This is a genomic window from Serratia sp. HMSC15F11 (genome assembly GCF_001808215.1).
Lineage (GTDB): Bacteria > Pseudomonadota > Gammaproteobacteria > Enterobacterales > Enterobacteriaceae > Serratia > Serratia nevei.
Genome location: NZ_KV792498.1, coordinates 23750 through 43736, shown reverse-complemented (window position 1 = coordinate 43736; position 19987 = coordinate 23750). Strand labels below are relative to the sequence as shown.

The following is a 19987-nucleotide window of genomic DNA, read 5'->3' as shown; positions in this document are numbered from 1 at the left end:
TGTCCTCAGATAGCGCCGACGGCGCTAAAAATGCGGCGATTAACCCACGCTGTGTTCCAGGCTGATGGCCAGAAGTTTCTGCGCCTCGACGGCGAACTCCAGCGGCAGCTCGGAGAAAACGTCCTTGCAGAAACCGTTGACGATCATCGAAATGGCGTCATCCTCGCTGATGCCGCGCTGCAGGCAGTAGAACAGCTGGTCGTCGCCGATCTTCGAGGTGGTGGCTTCGTGCTCCAGCTGAGCGCTGTTGTTGCGCGCTTCAACGTAAGGGAACGTGTGGGCACCGCTGTCCGGCCCGATCAGCATCGAGTCGCACTGGGTAAAGTTACGGGCGTTTTCCGCCCCCGGCAGGATTTTCACCAGGCCGCGATAGGTGTTCTCGCTGTGACCTGCAGAGATACCTTTGGCGATGATGGTCGACTTGGTGTTTTTGCCGATGTGGATCATCTTGGTGCCGGTGTCCGCCTGCTGATGGCCGCTGGTCAGCGCCACCGAGAAGAATTCGCCGATCGAATTGTCGCCCTGCAGGATCACGCTCGGGTATTTCCAGGTGATGGCCGAGCCGGTTTCAGACTGGGTCCAGGACATTTTCGAGCCGGCACCTTCGCACAGCGCGCGCTTGGTGACGAAGTTGAGGATGCCGCCCTTGCTCTCGCCGCCGGAGAACCAGTTCTGCACCGTCGAGTATTTCACTTCGGCGTCTTTATGCAGGATCACTTCCACCACCGCCGCGTGCAGCTGGTAGCTGTCGCGCACCGGGGCGGAACAGCCTTCGATGTAGCTGACGTAGCTGCCTTCGTCGGCGATCAGGATGGTGCGCTCGAACTGGCCGGTTTTGGCGGCGTTGATACGGAAATAGGTCGACAGCTCCATCGGGCAGCGCACGCCTTTCGGCACATAGACGAAGGTGCCGTCGGAGGCCACCGCGGCGTTCAGCGCAGCGAAGAAGTTATCGTTGGACGGCACCACGCGGCCCAGGTACTGACGCACCAGGTCCGGGTATTCCTGGATAGCTTCGCCGAACGAGCAGAAGATCACCCCGCTCTCCGCCAGTTTTTCACGGTAAGTGGTAGCGACCGAGACCGAGTCAAAGATGGCGTCCACCGCCACCTCACTGCCCTCGCGCACCGGCACGCCGAGCTGATTGAACGCCAGCTCCACTTCGCTGGTCAGGTAATCTTTTTCCGTCGCCGCGCCCGGTTGCTGCTCGGCGCCGGGTTGCGAACCGCAGGCATCGTCGCAGCTGCCGCAGGACGGCGCCGAATAGTAACTGTAGTCCTGGTAGTTCAGGCGATCGTAATTGGCCTTCAGCCAGTGCGGCTCTTCCATCTGCAGCCAGGCACGGTAGGCCTCGAGGCGGAATTCCAGCATCCACTCGGGTTCGCTGCGCTTGGCCGAGATGGCGCGCACCACCTCTTCGTTGATGCCTTTGGCCAACTCATCGGTTGCCAGCTGGGTGAAGAAACCTTCTTTGTAGCGACCTTCGCTGACCCAAGCCTGCACTTCATTAGGCATTTCTACATTGCTTCGTGTCATGTTGATTGCATCGCTCAAACGCCAAAGCTCTCGCCGCACCCGCAGGCATGCTGAGCTTTAGGGTTGTTGAATTTGAATATCTGATTCAGCCCTTCGCGGACATAATCTACCGTGGTGCCGTCGATGAACGGCATAGCCTTCAGCGGCACATAGAGTTTGGCGCCGTCGCGCTCAAACAGCAGATCGTCATCAGCGGGTTCGCGGGTCAGATCCAGCACATAGGCAAAGCCGGCGCAGCCGGATTGTTTCACCCCTAGCTGCAGCCCTTTCACCTGCGGATCCTGCTGCATCAGTTTCGTTATTTGTCGTACGGCGCTGTCGCTGAGCGAAATGCCTTGCCAGACGTTTTCATCCAGAGAAAAAGTGCCGACATTTTCCGTTTGCATAGGGTCTACCTCACACTCGTGTTTGGCCACAGCCAATCTGGGTTGCTTATATGTTAGTGATAACGATTATCACTTCAACCGTTTGTTTTGCGGGGGTATCCGCCGCGAGCGCGGTTTTTCGCTGCGGCGTGCGGCAAGCCAACGGGACACCCGTGGCGGCTTGCGGCGTCAGGCGGCAAGGTGTGCATGCTATCCCTATGAATTCGTTATCTATCCTGCATCACCGTACCGCGTTCCCCGGTGGCCCGTCAGCGTTACAGCGCTGCGGTGCGTTGCCGTTCTAAACATTCATAGAAAATACCTATTTCTGCATTCTGTCTGTCGTAAATGTGCGTTTATCGGCATTTCGTGGCGCGGCGCAAGCGCGTGGCCCTCAGGTTAAAGTTTAGTCGCTCAGGATTAAGTTGGGTCGGCGGCGGTCTTTTACTCTCCTGAGCAATAAAAAAACGCCGCGCCGGGATTGATCGGCAACGCGGCAGTTTATATGATAATGATTATCATTCAATTTGAATTTGAGCGCGAAGCCAATGACTCTTTCGATCAACGCATGGTTGCTGGGCAAGATTGATGAATACAAATTCAGCGTGCGCGACGCCACGGTGGACTTTTATATGGCCGAAGCGGCGCTGCGGCGCCCGGAATGCAATATCGACCATCTGAAGCGGTACAACAGCATCAGCCTCACCATGGCCAATCTTTGTCTGGAGAACGGCGACGACGACAGCTACCTGCACGCACTCAGCAAGCTGCACAACCGGCTGATCGTCGAGATCAACAACCCACAGCGCTGCCAGCTGTTTCGGGTGCAAAGCTACCACTTCGCCCGCCACACGCTGACGCTGATCTGCCAAAAATATGCAATGGAAGGCACCTGGGAGAAGGCGAACGCGTTTCAGAAGGACTTCGTCAAACGCGTGCCGTTTCAGCTGTAAGGCGAAAGGCTCCGCAGGCCGATCGCCTGCGGAAACCGGCGGGAATCAGTCGATGACCGCCGTGGTCAGACGCGAGGTGCAGCACAGCCGATCGCGCGCGTCGAAGATCTCGATTTGCCACACCTGATGACGACGGCCGACGTGCAGTGCGCGACACATCCCGCGCACCTGGCCATCGAACACCGCGCGCAGGTGGTTGGCGTTGATCTCCAGCCCCACCACTTTCTGCTCGCCTTCGCTGCACAGGTAGCCGGCCATCGATCCCATCGACTCCGCCAACACCACCGATGCCCCGCCGTGCAACAGCCCGAACGGCTGCCGGGTGCGGCCATCGACCGGCATGGTGGCCTCGAGGAAATCTTCGCCCAGCTGGGTAAACTCGATGCCCACATGGCTGACCATGCAGCCGTCGCCGGCGCGGTTCAGCTGCTCCAGCGATGTTTCACGTTTCCACAATTTCACTCAATCATCTCCAGAAGTGCCTGTAATGGGTGGCGCACGCCATTGCCCTCGATGCGTTTCACCTGGCTGCGGCAGGAATAGCCGGTCGCCAGGCAGCGCTGCCGCGGCAAACGTTGCAGCGTCGGATGCCATGATAGCTCATAAATGCCGAGCGAGTTTTGCAGGTTCTTGGCTTCATGGCCGTAAGTGCCCGCCATGCCGCAACAGCCGACGCTGACGTTCTCCAGTTTGGCGCCGAAGCGGGCGAAGATCGCCGCCCACTGTTGGCCGCTGGCCGGCAGCGCGGTAGTTTCGGTGCAGTGGCCGAACAGATACCACGGCTCGCCGGTCGCCGGCTGTTCGGCGCGATCCGCGATCCGCTGCTGCAGCCATTCATGCACCAGCTGCACCTGGAAATCGCCGCGTTCGGCGCCGAGGATCTCGCGGTATTCGTCGCGGTAGCACAGCACCAGCGCCGGATCAACGCCCACCAGCGGCATGCCGAGCTGCGCCACACGGTTGAGGAAATCGGCGGTTTTGCGCGCGGTGCGGGCAAAGCGCGTCAGGAAACCTTTCACATGCTGCGCCTTGCCGTTCGGCGAGAACGGCAGCAGCACCGGTTTATAGCCGAGCTTCTCCACCAGCCGGACAAAGTCCGCCACCACTTTGGCGTCGTAATAGCTGGTGAACGGATCTTGGACGATCAGCACGTGATCTGCGCGCTGCTCGGCGCTCAACCCTTCCAGCTGCTCCAGCGTCAGCGTGGTCGCGCGGTGGCCGGACAGCTGCTGACGCAGCGTCGGGCTGGACAGCAGCGGCAGATCGACCATGCCGATGGCGTTGCGGCTCATCTCCCGCAGCCACGGCTGGCGGAAGAAGAAGTTGAACACCTTCGGCGCGCGGGCCATCAACGGGGTATAGCTCTCCACGCCGGCGACCATGTAGTCGCTTACCGGGCGCAGATAGCGGGTGTGGTAGAGCTGCAGGAAGCGCGAACGGAATCCCGGCACGTCAATCTTGATCGGGCACTGGGTGGAGCAGGCCTTGCAGGCCAGGCAGCCGGACATCGCCTCTTTCACTTCGTGCGAGAAATCATACTCGCCCTTGCCCGCGTGCCAGCTGTTGCGGGTCTTTTCGATCAAACCGCGCAGGCTGACTCTCTGCTGCGGCAACTGTTTTTCCAGCGCCAAAGGATCGACGCCCTGCTCGGCCAACAGACGCAGCCACTCGCGCACCAGCGTCGCCCGCCCTTTCGGTGAATGAATGCGGTTGCCGCTGATCTTCATCGACGGGCACATCGGGCTGCGCACGTCGAAGTTGAAGCACAGGCCGTTGCCGTTACACTCCAGCGCGCCGCGGAATGAGGTGCGCACCTCGACCGGGATCTGGCGATCGAAGGTGCCGCGTTTGACCGCGCCCACCTGCATCATCGGCGCATCCACCGCCAGCGGCGAACAGATCTTGCCCGGGTTCAGGCGGTTATCCGGATCGAATGCCGCCTTGATGCGGCGCAGCTCTTCATACAACGTTTCGCCGAAGAACTCAGGGCTGTATTCCGCGCGGAACCCCTTGCCGTGCTCCCCCCACAGCAGGCCGCCGTATTTGGCGGTCAGCGCCACCACCCGATCGGAGATCTGCTTCATCAGCACCTCCTGCTGCGGATCGCACATGTCCAGCGCCGGGCGCACGTGCAGCACCCCGGCGTCGACGTGGCCGAACATGCCGTAGCTCAGGTTGTGGTCGTCGAGCAGTTGACGGAATTCGACGATATAGTCCGCCAGGTGCTGCGGCGGCACGCAGGTGTCCTCGGCGAACGGAATCGGCTTGGCGCGCCCTTTGGCGTTGCCCAGCAGCCCGACCGCCTTCTTGCGCATGTTGTAAATGCGCTCGATGCCCGCCAGATCGCCGCAGATCTGGTAACCGATCACGCCCCCTTGCCGCTGTGCGATCAATTCGTCCAGCCGTTGACACAGATTTTCCATCTGGCCGTCGATCAGCGCCCGATCGTCGCCGGCGAACTCGACGATGTTTAACCCGAGCATCTCTTTATCCGGCACGTCGGCGATAAGTTCGTTCACCGAGTGCCAAACGATGTCTTCACGCGCCAGGTTCAGCACCTTGGAATCGATGGTTTCCACCGACAGCGCCTTGGCTTCGACCATAAAGGGCGCATTGCGCAGCGCCGAGTCGAAGGAGTCGTATTTTACGTTAACCAAACGGCGCACTTTCGGCAGCGGCGTGATGTCCAGCCGCGCCTCGGTGATAAACGCCAGCGTGCCCTCGGCGCCGGTCAGGATGCGCGTCAGATCGAAGGTTTGCAGATCGTCGCTCAGCACATGGCGCAGATCGTAACCGGTGAGGAAGCGGTTGAGCTTGGGGAATTTCTCCAGGATCAGCGCACGCTGCTCGCGGCAGCGGCTCAGCACCGTGCGGTAGATGCGTCCTTCAGCGGTCTCTTCCAGAGCAATCGTTTCCGCCAGCGCCGTCGGCATGGCGCGGGTATCGATCATCTCACCGCCCAGCAGCACCGCCCGCAGGCCCAATACGTGGTCGGAGGTTTTGCCGTACACCAGCGAGCCCTGGCCGGAGGCGTCGGTGTTGATCATGCCGCCCAGCGTGGCGCGGTTGCTGGTGGACAGTTCCGGCGAGAAGAAGTAGCCGAACGGCCGCAGATATTGATTCAGCTGATCCTTGATCACCCCGGCTTCGACTTTTACCCAGCCTTGTTCGACGTTGATCTCCAGAATGCGGTTCATATGGCGCGACATATCGACCACGATGCCGGTATTGAGCGACTGGCCGTTGGTGCCGGTGCCGCCGCCGCGCGGGCTGAAGGTCAGCGTCTTGAATCGCTCTTCCCCGGCCAGGCGGGCGATCAGCGCCACGTCGGCGGTGGAACGGGGGAACACCACCGCATCGGGCAACAGCTGATAGATGCTGTTGTCGGTGGCCATCGTCAGCCGGTCAGCGTAGCTGGTGGCGGTGTCGCCGTTGAATCCGTTTTGCTTCAGTGCTTCCAAAAAGTCGAGCACCCGTTGAACGAGGCCGGGCGCCTGAGAAATCTGTGGGATCATTCGCTTTTTGACCCTGTCCGTCTATTTTTTATGCGCTGATGTACGCTGAATCGGGCCTTTAATTCAGACCCACCCTATTTTTTAGTGACACTAAAAACTAACATACTCGTTTAGTGAAGGCATTCACATTATTACCGCCCTGCGAGCGCCGCCACAGGCGGCCGCCCGGCGGTGAGAAACCGACCGACAGGCACCCCGATTCGCCGGTGCCAGGGATTTAATTGACCAGGATGAGAAGCCACTGATGCCACTCCCGCAATCGCGTTACGACTTACCGCGAATTATTTTCGGCGTGCTGTTTATCGCCATCATGATCGTCGCCTGTTTTTGGGTGATCCAACCGTTTATTCTCGGCTTCGCCTGGGCGGGCATGGTGGTGATCGCCACCTGGCCGCTGCTGCTCAAACTGCAAAAACTGCTGTGGGGCCGCCGTTCGCTGGCGGTGTTGGTCATGACCCTGCTGCTGATCCTGCTGTTCATTCTGCCAATCTCCCTGCTGATCAGCAGCGTGGTGGATAACAGCGCGCCGCTGATCGCCTGGGCCAGCTCACCGGGCAAGCTGCACATTCCCGACCTCGCCTGGCTGCAGTCCGTGCCGATGATCGGCGACAGGCTCTACACCAGCTACCACACGCTGGTTAACGCCGGCGGCGCCGCGCTGCTGGCGAAGGTGCAGCCGTACTTCGGCCAGACCGCCACCTGGTTCGTGGCACAGGCGGCGCATATCGGCCGTCTGCTGCTGCACTGCGCGCTGATGTTGCTGTTCAGCGCATTGCTGTATGCGCGCGGCGAGCAGGTGGCACTGGGTATCCGCCACTTTGCGGTGCGCCTCGGTTCTGCGCGCGGCGATGCGGCGGTGCTGTTGGGCGGCCAGGCGATCCGCGCCGTTGCGCTGGGCGTGGTGGTGACGGCGCTGGTGCAGTCGGTGCTGGGTGGTATCGGTCTGGCGGTGAGCGGCATTCCGGCCGCCACCCTGTTGACGATGCTGATCTTTATCTGCTGCGTGGCGCAATTGGGGCCGCTGTTGGTGCTGGTGCCGGCCATCATCTGGCTGTACTGGCATGGCGATACCACCTGGGGCACCGTGCTGCTGGTCTGGAGCTGCGTGGTAGCCACGCTGGATAACGTGCTGCGCCCGGTGCTGATCCGCATGGGCGCCGATCTGCCGCTGCTGCTGATCCTGTCCGGCGTTATCGGCGGTTTGCTGGCCTTCGGTATGATTGGCCTGTTCATCGGCCCGGTGGTGTTGGCGGTATCTTATCGCCTGCTGACCGCCTGGATGAATGAAGCGCCGGAGCCGACCACCGCGCCGGGGCAAGTCATCGAAGATCTGGAAAAACGCTAATCCCCCCTTCCGCCCGCATCGTCGGGCGGAATATTTCGCCCCGTCATTATTCCTACCTCATTCGAGTAATATCTACGCCAAATATAATGCCGCCATATATTGATTGGGGCTCGGCGAATGAAAGGTGCAATGTAAATCCCTGTGTATTGCAAGCGGTAAAAAGAGATAACGCCCGCAAATAAAATGTGATGCCGCTATCGATTAGGATGATTCTTAATGACTAGTCGCGTTCAAAAATCTAGTATTATGGCCATCTATTGCTTCAAATCACTGATTTTAAAGCAACCTTTCTGAACTATGTAATGCCATACATGTGAATTGCTGTGTGTAGTCTTTGCCCATCTCCTACGGTGGGCTTTTTTTTATTCTTTTTTCGCCAAATTGATTATTTTACGCGCCGTTATTTACATTCAGAAATAAAAAGGCCGCAGCGTAAACTGCGGCCTGGCGTTAATGCCTTAGCGATGCCGAGACATTATTTCTTTTTCGACAAATTGATCCAGGTCTGCACCACGGTGTCCGGATTGAGCGACAGGCTGTCGATGCCCTGCTCCATCAGCCACTCGGCGAAGTCTTCGTGGTCGGACGGGCCCTGGCCGCAGATGCCGACGTATTTGCCGTGGCGCTTGGCCGCCTGAATCGCCATCGACAGCAGCGCTTTCACCGCCTCGTTGCGTTCGTCGAACAGCTCCGACACCACGCCGGAATCGCGATCCAGCCCCAGCGCCAGCTGGGTCATGTCGTTGGAACCGATAGAGAAGCCGTCGAAGTGCTCGAGGAACTGATCCGCCAACAGCGCATTGGACGGGATCTCGCACATCATGATCACTTTCAGCCCGTTTTCGCCGCGCTTCAGCCCCTGACGCGCCAGCTCGGCCACCACCGCTTCCGCCTGCGCCACGGTGCGCACGAACGGCACCATGATTTCGACGTTGGTCAGCCCCATTTCGTTACGCACGCGTTTCACCGCCTCGCACTCCAGCGCGAAGCAATCGCGGAAGCTGTCGGCCACGTAACGGCCGGCGCCACGGAAGCCCAGCATCGGGTTCTCTTCGTGCGGTTCATACTTGTCACCGCCCACCAGGTTGGCGTACTCGTTGGATTTGAAGTCGGACAGACGCACGATCACGCGCTTCGGCCAGAACGCGGCGCCCAGCGTCGCGATGCCTTCGGTCAGGCGGCCGATGTAGAACTCGACCGGATGATCGTAACCCTGCATCAGCGCGCGAATTTCGTTTTGCAGCGCCGGCGTCTGCTGGTCAAACTCCAGCAGCGCGCGTGGGTGCACGCCGATCATGCGGTTGATGATAAATTCCAGCCGCGCCAGGCCCACGCCTTCATTCGGCAAACGCGCGAAGTCGAAGGCGCGATCCGGGTTGCCGACGTTCATCATGATCTTCAGCGGCAGATCCGGCAGCTCGGTCACTTCGGAGCTCTGCACGCTAAAGTCCAGCATATCGCTGTAAACGAAGCCGGTGTCGCCTTCCGCGCAGGAGACGGTGACTTTCTGGCCGTCTTTCAGCACGTCGGTGGCGTGGCCACAGCCCACCACCGCCGGAATGCCCAGCTCACGGGCGATGATCGCCGCGTGACAGGTGCGCCCGCCGCGGTTGGTGACGATCGCGGCGGCTTTCTTCATGATCGGTTCCCAATCCGGGTCGGTCATGTCGGTGACCAACACGTCGCCCGGCTGGATGCGATCCATTTCGCTGATGTCGTGGATCACTTTCACCGGGCCGGCGCCGATGCGGTGGCCGATGGCGCGGCCTTCCACCAGCACCGGGCTGGAACCGTTCAGCTGGTAGCGCTCCATGGTCTGCTCGTTGGAGCGCACGGTCTCCGGGCGCGCCTGCACGATCAGCAGCTTGCCGGTATGGCCGTCTTTCGCCCACTCGATATCCATCGGGCGGCCGTAATGTTTTTCGATCAGGATCGCCTGCTGCGCCAGCGCCTGCACTTCTTCATCCGTCAGCGAGAAACGGCTGCGCTGCGCCTCCGGCACGTCTTCGATACGCACCTGCTTGCCGTGATCCTGCGACGGTGCGTACACCATGCGGATCTTTTTCGAGCCCAGGTTGCGGCGCACGATCGCCGGCTTGCCGTTTTGCAGCGTCGGTTTGTGCACGTAGAACTCATCCGGGTTCACCGCGCCCTGCACCACCATTTCGCCCAAACCGAAGGCGGAGGTGATGAACACCACCTGATCAAAGCCGGACTCGGTGTCGATGGTGAACATCACGCCCGAGGAGGCCAGATCGGAGCGCACCATGCGCTGTACGCCCGCCGACAGCGCCACGCCGCGGTGGTCATAGCCCTGATGCACGCGATACGAGATGGCGCGGTCGTTGAACAGCGACGCGAACACGTGCTTGATCGCCACCATCACGGCGTCGATGCCCTGCACGTTGAGGAAGGTTTCCTGCTGGCCGGCAAAGGACGCGTCCGGCATGTCTTCCGCCGTGGCGGAGGAGCGCACCGCAAAGGAGGCTTCCGGCTCGCCGTCGGCGAGCTGTTGGTAAGCCTGATGAATTTCACATTCGAACTCAGCGTGGAACGGCGTGTCGATCACCCATTGGCGGATCTGGGCGCCGGCCTTGGCCAGTTGTACAACGTCGTCAACGTCGGTCTGATCCAGTAGCTGATAGATGCGCTGGTTAACACCGCTTTGTTCGAGGAAATCGTTAAACGCCTGTGCGGTGGTGGCAAAACCGTTTGGCACGGCCACGCCCAAATCGGAAAGATTGGTGATCATTTCACCGAGGGAGGCGTTTTTGCCGCCGACACGGTCAACGTCGTGCATGCCAAGCTGGTTGTACCAAAGCACATTACGCAAGTCTGGGCCATTGTTGGACATCGAGACAATCCTTATTGCTATCAGTAGGGTAAAGACGGATTTAATTCGCTTGCTTTACGGCGCCGCTAACACGGAACCGAATCAGACTAGCACACTGATCTGGGGAAAATGGAAAGGTGAATCGATCAACCCACTGAAGAAAGTGGTTTTTAAGAGAATGTCCTAACCGGCTGATTTGCCTGGGAACCGTTCCCAATCGCACGAAAAGCTTAGTTCTCAACAAATTACGTTCTTTTTAAACTTCTGTTTTAATGACCACGCAAACGCTACCGTTTTTGGTGAAAATAGCGGCAAACTTGCGTTTCGGATCGAAAAGCGTCGCTGCGCCACGATTTTTACCGTCGTCAAAGTGCGCTTTTCTTCACGCGCCGCCGCAAGGCGGTTTACCGCCCCGCCGTCACAATTTTTTCCCTCGCCCCTTTACCGGCGAATCGTCTGCGGCTCATGATATTGGCAGTGATGACAGCAGGAACACCGTTCTCAGGTAAGGAGCCTCGGGTGGAAAGAAGCGTTTTTTATATTTCGGATGGTACGGCGATCACCGCCGAAGTGCTGGGGCACGCGGTGCTGTCGCAGTTCCCGGTCACGGCAACCACGTACACCTTGCCGTTTGTCGAAACCGAGGCCCGCGCACGCGCAGTTCGCCAACAAATCGATGATATCTATAATGAAACTGGCGTGCGGCCGCTGGTGTTTTACTCCATCATCTCGCCGGAAGTGCGCGATGTGATCGTCCAGAGCCAGGGCTTCTGCCAGGATATCGTGCAGGCGCTGGTCGGCCCGCTGCAGGGCGAGCTGGACGTGGAACCGACGCCGGTGCCGAACCGCACCCATGGCCTGACCGCCAGCAACCTCGGCAAGTACGATGCCCGCATCGCCGCCATCGACTATACCCTGGCGCACGATGACGGCATTTCGCTGCGCAACCTCGATCAGGCGCAGGTGATCCTGCTCGGCGTGTCTCGCTGCGGCAAAACCCCCACCAGCCTTTATCTGGCGATGCAGTTCGGCATCCGCGCCGCCAACTATCCGTTTATCGCCGACGATATGGACAATTTGCACCTGCCGGCTTCGCTGAAACCGTTTCAGCATAAATTATTCGGCCTGACCATCGATCCGGAGCGCCTGGCGGCGATCCGCGAAGAGCGGCGCGAAAACAGCCGCTACGCCTCATTGCGCCAGTGCCGCATGGAGATCGCCGAGGTCGAGGCGCTGTTCCGCAAAAACCAGATCCGCTATCTCAATACCACCAACTATTCGGTCGAAGAGATCTCCACCAAAATCCTCGATATCCTCGGCATGAGCCGCCGCATGTTCTGATCTTTTCCTCGCGGGGCCGTCGCGCCCCGCCGCCTGCCGTTTATTTCAGCAGCAGCTGATTTTTTTGTGCTTTTTTTCGCGGCTTTGATCAACAGAACGCAATCTCTACGGTTGAATTCAGCGCTTTTTGCGTTATTGTGATCGCCATCACTTCCCGGCACTCCTGCCGCAGAGAAGAACAGTTTCCAGGGAACAACATGTACAAAACAGATGAACTGCGGACCGCGCGCATCGACAGCCTCGTCACGCCGCAAGCGTTGGCAGACAAGCTGCCGATCTCGGCGGCCGTCGCCGATAACGTGACAGCGTCACGAAAACGCATTGAAAAAATCCTCACCGGTGAAGACCGCCGCCTGTTGGTGGTGATCGGCCCCTGCTCCATCCACGATCTCGACGCCGCCGTCGATTATGCCGGCCGGCTGAACGCCCTGCGCGAACGCTACCAGGATCGTCTGGAAATCGTGATGCGCACCTACTTCGAAAAACCGCGTACCGTCGTCGGCTGGAAAGGCCTGATTTCCGATCCGGCGCTGGACGGCACCTTCCAGGTCAACCGCGGCATCGAAATGGCGCGCCGCCTGCTGCTGGAAGTGAACCAGCTCGGCCTGCCGACCGCCACCGAATTCCTGGACATGGTGGTCGGCCAATACATCGCCGATCTGATCAGCTGGGGTGCCATCGGCGCACGCACCACCGAAAGCCAGATCCACCGTGAAATGGCCTCGGCGCTCTCTTGCCCGGTCGGCTTCAAAAACGGCACCGACGGCAACACCCGCATCGCCATCGACGCCATTCGTGCGGCGCGCGCCGGGCACATGTTCCTGTCCCCGGACAAACATGGCCAGATGACCATCTACCAGACCAGCGGCAACCCGTATGGCCACATCATCATGCGCGGCGGTAAAACGCCGAACTACCACGCCAGCGACATCGCCACCGCCTGCGATAGCCTGCGCGAGTTCGATCTGCCGGAGCACCTAGTGATCGACTTCAGCCACGGCAACTGCCAGAAGATGCACCGCCGCCAGCTGGAAGTGGCCGACAACGTCTGCCAACAGATCCGCGCCGGCTCCGCCGCCATCACCGGCGTGATGGCGGAAAGCTTCCTGGTGGAAGGCACGCAGAAAATCGTCGCCGGCCAGCCGCTGACCTATGGCCAGTCGATCACCGATCCTTGCCTGAGCTGGTCCGACAGCGAGCAGCTGCTGGCGATGCTGGCGGATGCGGTCGATAGCCGTTTCTGACGCAACCTAGGCCGGGGCTTCGCCCCGGCTTTATCCCTCCCGCCCCGCTCATCTATACTGATTGCAACCTCTTTGCACCCGCCGAAACGCACCTGGAGCCCCGGCATGATTCACTCTCTGTTATCCATCCCCTGCGTCACGCTGCAGGGCGAGCAAAAAACGCTGGGCGATTTCCCGGCGCGCGCTTACCTGGTGGTCAACACCGCCAGCAAGTGCGGTTTTACCCCGCAATACCGCGGTCTGGAAAATTTGTGGCAATACTATCGCGAACGCGGCCTGGTGGTGCTCGGCTTCCCCTGCAACCAGTTTGGTTCTCAGGAGCCGGGCAGCCCGCTGGAGATCGCCAACTTTTGCAGCCTCAACTACGGCGTCAGTTTCCCGCTGTTCAGCAAGATAGACGTTAACGGCCCCGGCGCGCACCCGCTGTTCAATGAGCTGAAACGCCTGGCGCCCGGCATTTTGGGTAGCCGCCGCATCAAGTGGAATTTCACCAAGTTTCTGCTCACCGCCGACGGCCAGCGCGTCACGCGCTTTGCGCCGATCACCAAGCCCGAACGTCTGTTTGACCGCATCGAAACCCTGCTGAAATAACGCCCCTTTTTTACGGGCCGAGTGCGCTCGGCCCGCCTCCGGATGTCCGTTCGACAAAAAGGTTCCATCGGTAAGAAAATTTTCCTTGATGTAACCTTTCCTTCACATGATAATGATTCTCAGTTTGATATTAATTACCATTTAATGGTCTGTTTTATAAGCACAATGATGATGGATACTGCCAACACGCCTACCCCCGCCGCCGCGGCCCCGACCGAGCACAGCGCAAACGCGCCGCCCAGCTATGACAGCGCACAGCTGCTCGGCGCCGACGGCATCGCGTTCATTACCCATCAGGGCCAGCGCTATCAGCTACGGCAGACCAAAGCCGGGAAATTGATCCTGACCAAATAACCACAGCATCCTCAAACGCCAGCCACCCCGATCTTTTGATCCAGGCAGCCAGCAAATCTATTGATATGTTTTATTACATACGGAGAGTTGCACCATGCCTCTGACATTTTCCACCCGGCTGCGTTTTTCTGCTTTGAGTCTGGCGATTGCCTGCGCTCTGCCTACGGTGGCCTTGGCACAAAACACCAGCACAACATCCCATTCCAACGCGGCACCGGCTAAAAAAGCCAAAGCCGCCGACGAGACCATGACCGTGGTCGCCACCGGTAACCAACGCAGCAGCTTTGAAGCACCGATGATGGTCACTGTCATCGAAGGCAACTCGCCGGAAAGCCAGACCGCCCCCTCGGCCGCCGATATGCTGCGCCGCGTGCCGGGCATCACCGTGAACGGCACCGGGCGCAGCAACGGTCAGGACGTAACGATGCGCGGCTACGGCAAAAACGGCGTGCTGACGCTGGTCGACGGCATCCGCCAGGGTACCGATACCGGCCACATCGGCGGCACCTTCCTCGATCCGGCGCTGGTCAAGCGCATTGAAATCGTGCGCGGCCCCTCTGCGTTGCTGTACGGCAGCGGCGCACTGGGCGGCGTCATCGCCTACGAGACCGTCGATGCCGCCGATCTGCTGCTGCCGGGCCACGATACCGGGTTCCGCGTCTACGGCACCGCCGGCACCGGCGATCACAGCCTGGGCATGGGCGCCAGCGCTTACGGCAAGACCGATAGCCTCGACGGCCTGCTGTCGTTCGGCACCCGCGACGTCGGCAATCTGCGTCAGGGCAACGGCTTCGATGCGCCAAACGACGAAACCATCAGCAACGTGCTGGCCAAAGGCACCTGGAAAATCGACGACAATCAGTCATTGAGCGGCGATCTGCGTTACTACAACAACAGCGCCCAGGAGCCGAAAAACCCGCAGACGCCGGGCATCTCGAGCAGCAACCCGGTGACCAACCGCTCCACCATTCAGCGCGATGCCGCTCTGAGCTATAAGCTCAAGCCGGTCGGCCAGGATTGGCTGGACGCCACCTTGAAACTGTATACCTCGGAAGTCAAAATCAATGCGCACAACGCCGGTACGACCGACGAATTCCGCAAGCAGACCACCAACGGCGGCAAGTTGGAAAACCGCACGCGTCTGTTCGCCGACAGCTTTGCGTCACACCTGCTGACCTACGGCTCCGAGGTCTATGAACAGAAACAGCAGCCGGGCGGCGCCACCACCAGCTTCCCGCAGGCCAAGATCAACTTCGCCTCCGGCTGGCTGCAGGATGAAATTACGCTGCGCGATCTGCCCATCACGCTGCTCGCCGGCACCCGCTATGACAATTACAAAGGTTCAAGCGACGGTTATGCCGATGTCAATGCTGACAAGTGGTCGTCACGCGGCGCAGTCAGCATTACCCCCACCGATTGGTTGATGCTGTTCGGCTCCTACTCTCAGGCGTTCCGCGCGCCGACGATGGGTGAGATGTACAACGACTCCAAACACTTTTCGATACCCATGGGGCCTACCACCCTCACCAACTATTGGGTGCCTAACCCAAATTTGAAACCAGAAACCAACGAAACCCAAGAGTACGGATTTGGTCTGCGTTTCGATGATTTGATGCTGGCCGATGATAGCCTGCAGTTCAAAGCCAGCTACTTCGATACCAAGGCTAAGGATTACATCACTCCCGATTACACCATGGAGATAGGGCGTGGGCCACGCGGGCCTTACTGCATCAGCTGCACCACATTTTCAACCAACGTCGATCGCGCCAAGATCTGGGGATGGGACACGGCACTCAGTTATAAAACACCGTGGTTTGGCTGGGACTTGGCCTATAACCGCACCCGTGGCAAAAATGAAGCGACCGGTGAATGGCTGGCCGACATCAACCCGGATACCGTCACCAGCTCGCTGGACGTGCCACTGGGCGCAACCGGTCTGTCCGTCGGCTGGGTCGCCACCTTCGCCGAGCGCGCCAAGCGAGTGCCCGCCACCTACTCGGAACAAGGCGGATACGGCGTCAACGACTTCTATCTGAGCTATAAGGGCCGCGATCGTCTGCAGGGCGTGACCACCACCGTAGTGCTGGGCAACGCCTTCGACAAAGAATATTACTCGCCGCCGGGCATCCCGCAGGATGGCCGCAACGCCAAACTGCTGGTCAGCTACCAGTGGTAATCATTTGACTATCTGGCGGACAACCCGGTTGTCCGCCGTTCGCATCACAGCGCAGGAGAATCCCGCATGAGCAACACCCTATACGAACGCTACCAACAGGCTAAAATCGATCACCCCGGCAAGTACGCCCGCGATCTGGCGGCGATCCTTGGCGTCAGCGAAGCGGAGCTGACGCACGCCCGCGTCGGCCACGACACTCGCCGCCTGCAGGCCGATGCGCGCACCCTGCTGACCGAGCTTGAGCAGGTCGGCGTCACCAAGTCCATCACCCGCAACAGCTATGCGGTGCATGAGCAGATGGGCCGCTACCGCAACCAGCACCTCAACGGCCACGCCGGGCTGATCCTCAACCCGCGCGAGCTGGATCTGCGCCTGTTCCTCAACCACTGGACCAGCGTTTTCGCCATGAGCGAAACCAACAAGCGCGGCGTGCGCCACAGCATCCAGTTCTTCGACCAACAGGGCGATGCACTGCACAAGGTCTACACCACCGAAGAGACCGATCTGCCGGCCTGGATGGCACTGGTGGAACGCCATCTGAGCGAAGCAAACCCAGCACTGGCGCTGCAGCCCACCGAGGCGAGCACCGCGGATGAAACGACGCAGGATCATGCCAAAATCGACGGTGAATGGCGCGCGATGACCGACGTTCACCAGTTCTTCCAGCTGCTGAGCCGCAACAAACTGACGCGCCAGCAGGCGTTCCGCGCCGTCGGCGACGATCTGGCCTATCAGGTGGACAACAGCGCGCTGTCGCAGCTGCTGGAAGCGGCGCAGCAGCAGCAAAACGAGATCATGATCTTCGTCGGCAACCGCGGCTGCGTGCAGATCTTCACCGGCCAGATCGAACGTTTGATGCCGCAGGAAGGTTGGATCAACGTGTTCAACCGCCGCTTCACGCTGCATCTGATCGAAGACGCCATCGCCGAAAGCTGGATCACCCGCAAACCGACCAAGGACGGCATCGTCACCAGCCTGGAGCTGTTCGCCGCCGACGGCACGCAGATTGCGCAGCTGTATGGCCAGCGTACCGAAGGGCAGCCGGAACAAACCCAGTGGCGCGAGCAGGTTGCCGCGCTCGCCGCCAAGGACATCGCCGCATGAAATCTTCCTTGATCCGCCGCCTGGCGTTGATGATGGCGCTGGCGCTGCCGCTCACCGCTGCGGCGGCGCAGCGCATCGTCTCGATCGGCGGCGACGTGACGGAAATCGCCTTCGCACTGGGCGCCGGCGACGAGGTGATCGCCCGCGACAGCACCAGTCTGCACCCGGAAGCGGTGAAAAAGCTGCCGGACGTCGGCTATATGCGCCAGCTGAATGCCGAAGGCATTTTGGCGCTGAAGCCGACGCTGGTGCTGACGACCGAGCTGGCACAGCCGGCGCTGGTGCTCAAACAGCTGGCGGACAGCGGCGTCAACGTGGTCAGCGTACCGGGTGACACCACCCTGCAGGCGGTGCCGCAGAAAATCGCTACGATTGCCGCCGCGCTGCAGCGCGTTGAGCAAGGCAAACAGCTGAGCGAGCGCTATCAACAACAGCTGGCGGCGGTCGACACCTCTCCGCTGCCGGTCAAGGTGCTGTTCGTGATGAGCCACGGCGGCATCACGCCGATGGCCGCCGGGCAACACACCGCCGCCGACGCGGTGATTGCCGCCGCCGGATTGAAAAACGCCATGCAGGGTTTTGACCGCTACCGTCCGCTGTCGCAGGAAGGCGTCATCGCCAGCGCGCCGGATCTGTTGCTGGTCACCACCGACGGCGTGCGCACCCTCGGCGGCGAACAGCAGCTGTGGACGCTGCCGGGCCTGGCGTTGACGCCGGCAGGCAAGCAGCGCCGCGTACTGATCGTCGATGACATGGCGCTGCTGGGCTTCGGTCTGGAAACGCCGGCGGCGCTGGCCAAACTGCGCCACGCGGCGGAGCAAAAGTAATGCGCTGTCGCACCTCGCCTCAGTTGGCCATCATCGGTCTGCTGGTGTTGCTGACGCTGCTGGCGCTGGTCGCCGCCAACCTGGGCGCGCTGACGCTGTCGTTTCGCACCCTGTGGCGCGAACCTTTCAGCGACGCCGCCTGGCACATCTGGTTGAACATCCGCCTGCCGCGCGTGCTGCTGGCGGTGGTGATCGGCTGCGCGCTGGCGGTATCCGGCGCGGTGATGCAGGGGCTGTTCCGCAACCCGCTGGCGGATCCGAGCCTGCTGGGCATCAGCAGCGGGGGCGCGCTGTTTGTCGCCCTGTTCATCGTGATGCCGCTGGCGTTGCCGGTGACGATCGCGCTGTACGGCCATATGCTGGCGGCGTTCCTCGGCAGCCTGCTGGTGTCGCTATTGATCTACGGCATCAGCCGCAGCGGGCACGGCAATCTGTCGCGGCTGCTGCTGGCGGGCATCGCCATCAACGCCCTGTGCATGGCGGCCATCGGCGTGCTCTCTTACGTCAGCAGCGATCAACAGCTGCGCCAGTTCTCGCTGTGGATGATGGGCAGCCTCAGCCAGTCGCAGTGGCCGACGCTGGCCGTTTCCGCCTCGCTGATCCTGCCAACGGCGCTGTTGACGCTGCTGCAGGCGCGCCGGCTGAACCTGTTGCAGCTGGGGGACGAAGAGGCCCACTACCTCGGGGTGAACGTCCAGCGCGCCAAGCTGCAGCTGCTGTTGCTGAGCGCCTTGTTGATCGGCGCGGCGGTAGCGATGAGCGGCGTGATCGGCTTTGTCGGTTTGGTGGTGCCGCATCTGGTGCGCATGCGCCTCGGCGGCGATCACCGCTGGCTGCTGCCCTGCTCCGCGCTGGGCGGCGCCTGCCTGCTGCTGGTCAGCGATACGCTGGCGCGCACGCTGGTGGCGCCGGCCGAAATGCCGGTAGGGTTGATGACCAGCCTGATCGGCGGTCCTTACTTCTTGTGGCTGGTGATGCGCCAGCGGGAGCGAACCGGTGGATAACGCCGCCTGCCTGACGGCCCGAGAGCTGCGCTACAGCCTCGGTGCGCGCCGCCTGATCAACGACGTATCGCTCAGCCTTGCCGGCGGTGAAATGGTAGCGATTATCGGCCCTAACGGCGCCGGAAAATCGACGCTGCTGCGCTTGCTGACCGGCTATTTGACGCCGGACTGCGGCGAATGTCGCCTGCTTGATCGCCCGCTGGAACAGTGGGCGCCGCAGCAGTTGGCCAAAGTCCGAGCCGTGATGCGCCAGTACAGCGATCTGGCGTTTCCGTTCAGCGTGGAGGAAGTAGTCAGCATGGGGCGGGCGCCGCACGGCAAACGCGACGAGCATCAGGCGATCCAACAGGTGATGGCGCAGACCGATTGCCTGGCGCTGGCGCAGCGCGACTACCGCCAACTGTCCGGTGGCGAACAACAGCGGGTGCAGCTGGCTCGGGTGTTGGCGCAGCTGTGGCAACCGCAGCCGTCTCCCGCCTGGCTATTTCTCGACGAGCCGACCTCGGCGCTGGATCTGTACCACCAGCAGCACAGCCTGCGCCTGCTGCGCTCGCTGACGCGCCAACAGCCGCTGGGCGTCTGCTGTGTGCTGCACGACCTCAACCTGGCCGCGCTGTACGCCGATAGGATCCTGCTGCTGCATCAGGGGCGTCTGGTGGCGAGCGGCACGCCGCAGGAGGTGTTGCAGACGGAGATCCTCACCCGCTGGTATCAGGCCGATCTCGGCGTGGTGCATCATCCCGAAGTGTCGCTGCCGCAGGTCTACCTGCGTCAATAACGTCAAGGGCGCCATTAAGCG

Annotated in this window: 16 protein-coding genes and 1 other RNA gene; 12 read left to right on the top strand and 5 right to left on the bottom strand. The window is 60.8% G+C overall.

Annotated elements, in window-relative coordinates:
- Positions 1-39: 39 nt before the first annotated feature.
- Complete coding sequence (sufB, locus tag HMPREF3138_RS21805; RefSeq protein WP_038871010.1) at positions 40-1536, bottom strand: Fe-S cluster assembly protein SufB; 1497 nt, start codon at positions 1534-1536, stop codon at positions 40-42.
- A 14-nt stretch (positions 1537-1550) separates the two neighbouring features.
- Positions 1551-1922: a Fe-S cluster assembly scaffold SufA gene (gene sufA / locus HMPREF3138_RS21800; protein WP_004931368.1), complete on the bottom strand. Its 372-nt coding sequence runs from the start codon at positions 1920-1922 to the stop codon at positions 1551-1553.
- Between the two features lie 527 nt (positions 1923-2449).
- Here sufA and HMPREF3138_RS21795 point away from each other — a divergent pair.
- Positions 2450-2854, top strand: coding sequence for a hypothetical protein (locus HMPREF3138_RS21795; RefSeq protein WP_038871012.1), 405 nt, complete (start codon positions 2450-2452; stop codon positions 2852-2854).
- A 45-nt stretch (positions 2855-2899) separates the two neighbouring features.
- On the opposite strand, the gene menI is transcribed toward HMPREF3138_RS21795, so the two are convergent.
- Together menI and HMPREF3138_RS21785 are read right to left on the bottom strand one after the other, a co-directional pair.
- Complete coding sequence (menI, locus tag HMPREF3138_RS21790) at positions 2900-3316, bottom strand: 1,4-dihydroxy-2-naphthoyl-CoA hydrolase (protein ID WP_038871014.1); 417 nt, start codon at positions 3314-3316, stop codon at positions 2900-2902.
- Complete coding sequence (locus HMPREF3138_RS21785) at positions 3313-6369, bottom strand: D-2-hydroxyglutarate dehydrogenase YdiJ (protein ID WP_038871016.1); 3057 nt, start codon at positions 6367-6369, stop codon at positions 3313-3315. Before HMPREF3138_RS21785 ends, menI begins: the two co-directional genes overlap by 4 nt.
- A gap of 244 nt (positions 6370-6613) precedes the next feature.
- On the opposite strand from HMPREF3138_RS21785, the gene ydiK reads away from it, so the two are divergent.
- Both ydiK and rprA read left to right on the top strand, forming a co-directional pair.
- Positions 6614-7714 (top strand): AI-2E family transporter YdiK, encoded by a 1101-nt coding sequence (ydiK, locus tag HMPREF3138_RS21780; protein ID WP_038871018.1) that lies wholly within the window; start codon positions 6614-6616, stop codon positions 7712-7714.
- Between the two features lie 256 nt (positions 7715-7970).
- An RNA gene (gene rprA, locus HMPREF3138_RS21775) (antisense sRNA RprA) lies at positions 7971-8080 on the top strand.
- 109 nt (positions 8081-8189) lie between these two features.
- Here the strand turns inward: rprA and ppsA are convergent.
- Positions 8190-10568: a phosphoenolpyruvate synthase gene (gene ppsA / locus HMPREF3138_RS21770; RefSeq protein ID WP_038871020.1), complete on the bottom strand. Its 2379-nt coding sequence runs from the start codon at positions 10566-10568 to the stop codon at positions 8190-8192.
- A 459-nt stretch (positions 10569-11027) separates the two neighbouring features.
- Here ppsA and HMPREF3138_RS21760 point away from each other — a divergent pair, with 459 nt between their 5' ends.
- From HMPREF3138_RS21760 to HMPREF3138_RS21720, 9 genes are all read left to right on the top strand, one after another.
- Positions 11028-11888: a posphoenolpyruvate synthetase regulatory kinase/phosphorylase PpsR gene (locus HMPREF3138_RS21760; RefSeq protein ID WP_162215433.1), complete on the top strand. Its 861-nt coding sequence runs from the start codon at positions 11028-11030 to the stop codon at positions 11886-11888.
- Positions 11889-12085: 197 nt separating this feature from the next.
- The gene (locus HMPREF3138_RS21755; protein ID WP_038871025.1) at positions 12086-13132 is read left to right on the top strand and encodes a 3-deoxy-7-phosphoheptulonate synthase; all 1047 of its coding nucleotides are present in this window, start codon (positions 12086-12088) and stop codon (positions 13130-13132) included.
- A gap of 105 nt (positions 13133-13237) precedes the next feature.
- Entirely contained in the window at positions 13238-13723 is a 486-nt protein-coding gene (locus HMPREF3138_RS21750; protein WP_038871031.1) for a glutathione peroxidase, read from the top strand.
- A gap of 171 nt (positions 13724-13894) precedes the next feature.
- Positions 13895-14077 carry a hemin uptake protein HemP gene (gene hemP / locus HMPREF3138_RS21745; RefSeq protein ID WP_016927944.1) on the top strand — a complete coding sequence of 61 codons (183 nt, stop codon included), beginning with the start codon at positions 13895-13897 and terminating at the stop codon, positions 14075-14077.
- A 94-nt stretch (positions 14078-14171) separates the two neighbouring features.
- A complete protein-coding gene (locus HMPREF3138_RS21740; protein WP_070559330.1) occupies positions 14172-16253 on the top strand; it encodes a TonB-dependent hemoglobin/transferrin/lactoferrin family receptor in 2082 nt (693 codons plus the stop codon).
- 66 nt (positions 16254-16319) lie between these two features.
- Positions 16320-17357, top strand: coding sequence for a hemin-degrading factor (locus HMPREF3138_RS21735; RefSeq protein WP_038871037.1), 1038 nt, complete (start codon positions 16320-16322; stop codon positions 17355-17357).
- A complete protein-coding gene (locus HMPREF3138_RS21730) occupies positions 17354-18184 on the top strand; it encodes a heme/hemin ABC transporter substrate-binding protein (protein ID WP_038871039.1) in 831 nt (276 codons plus the stop codon). The genes HMPREF3138_RS21735 and HMPREF3138_RS21730 overlap by 4 nt, the downstream gene beginning before the upstream one ends.
- Positions 18184-19188 carry a FecCD family ABC transporter permease gene (locus tag HMPREF3138_RS21725; protein WP_016927948.1) on the top strand — a complete coding sequence of 335 codons (1005 nt, stop codon included), beginning with the start codon at positions 18184-18186 and terminating at the stop codon, positions 19186-19188. The genes HMPREF3138_RS21730 and HMPREF3138_RS21725 overlap by 1 nt, the downstream gene beginning before the upstream one ends.
- The gene (locus tag HMPREF3138_RS21720) at positions 19181-19966 is read left to right on the top strand and encodes a heme ABC transporter ATP-binding protein (RefSeq protein WP_038871042.1); all 786 of its coding nucleotides are present in this window, start codon (positions 19181-19183) and stop codon (positions 19964-19966) included. The genes HMPREF3138_RS21725 and HMPREF3138_RS21720 overlap by 8 nt, the downstream gene beginning before the upstream one ends.
- The last annotated feature ends 21 nt before the right edge of the window (positions 19967-19987 follow it).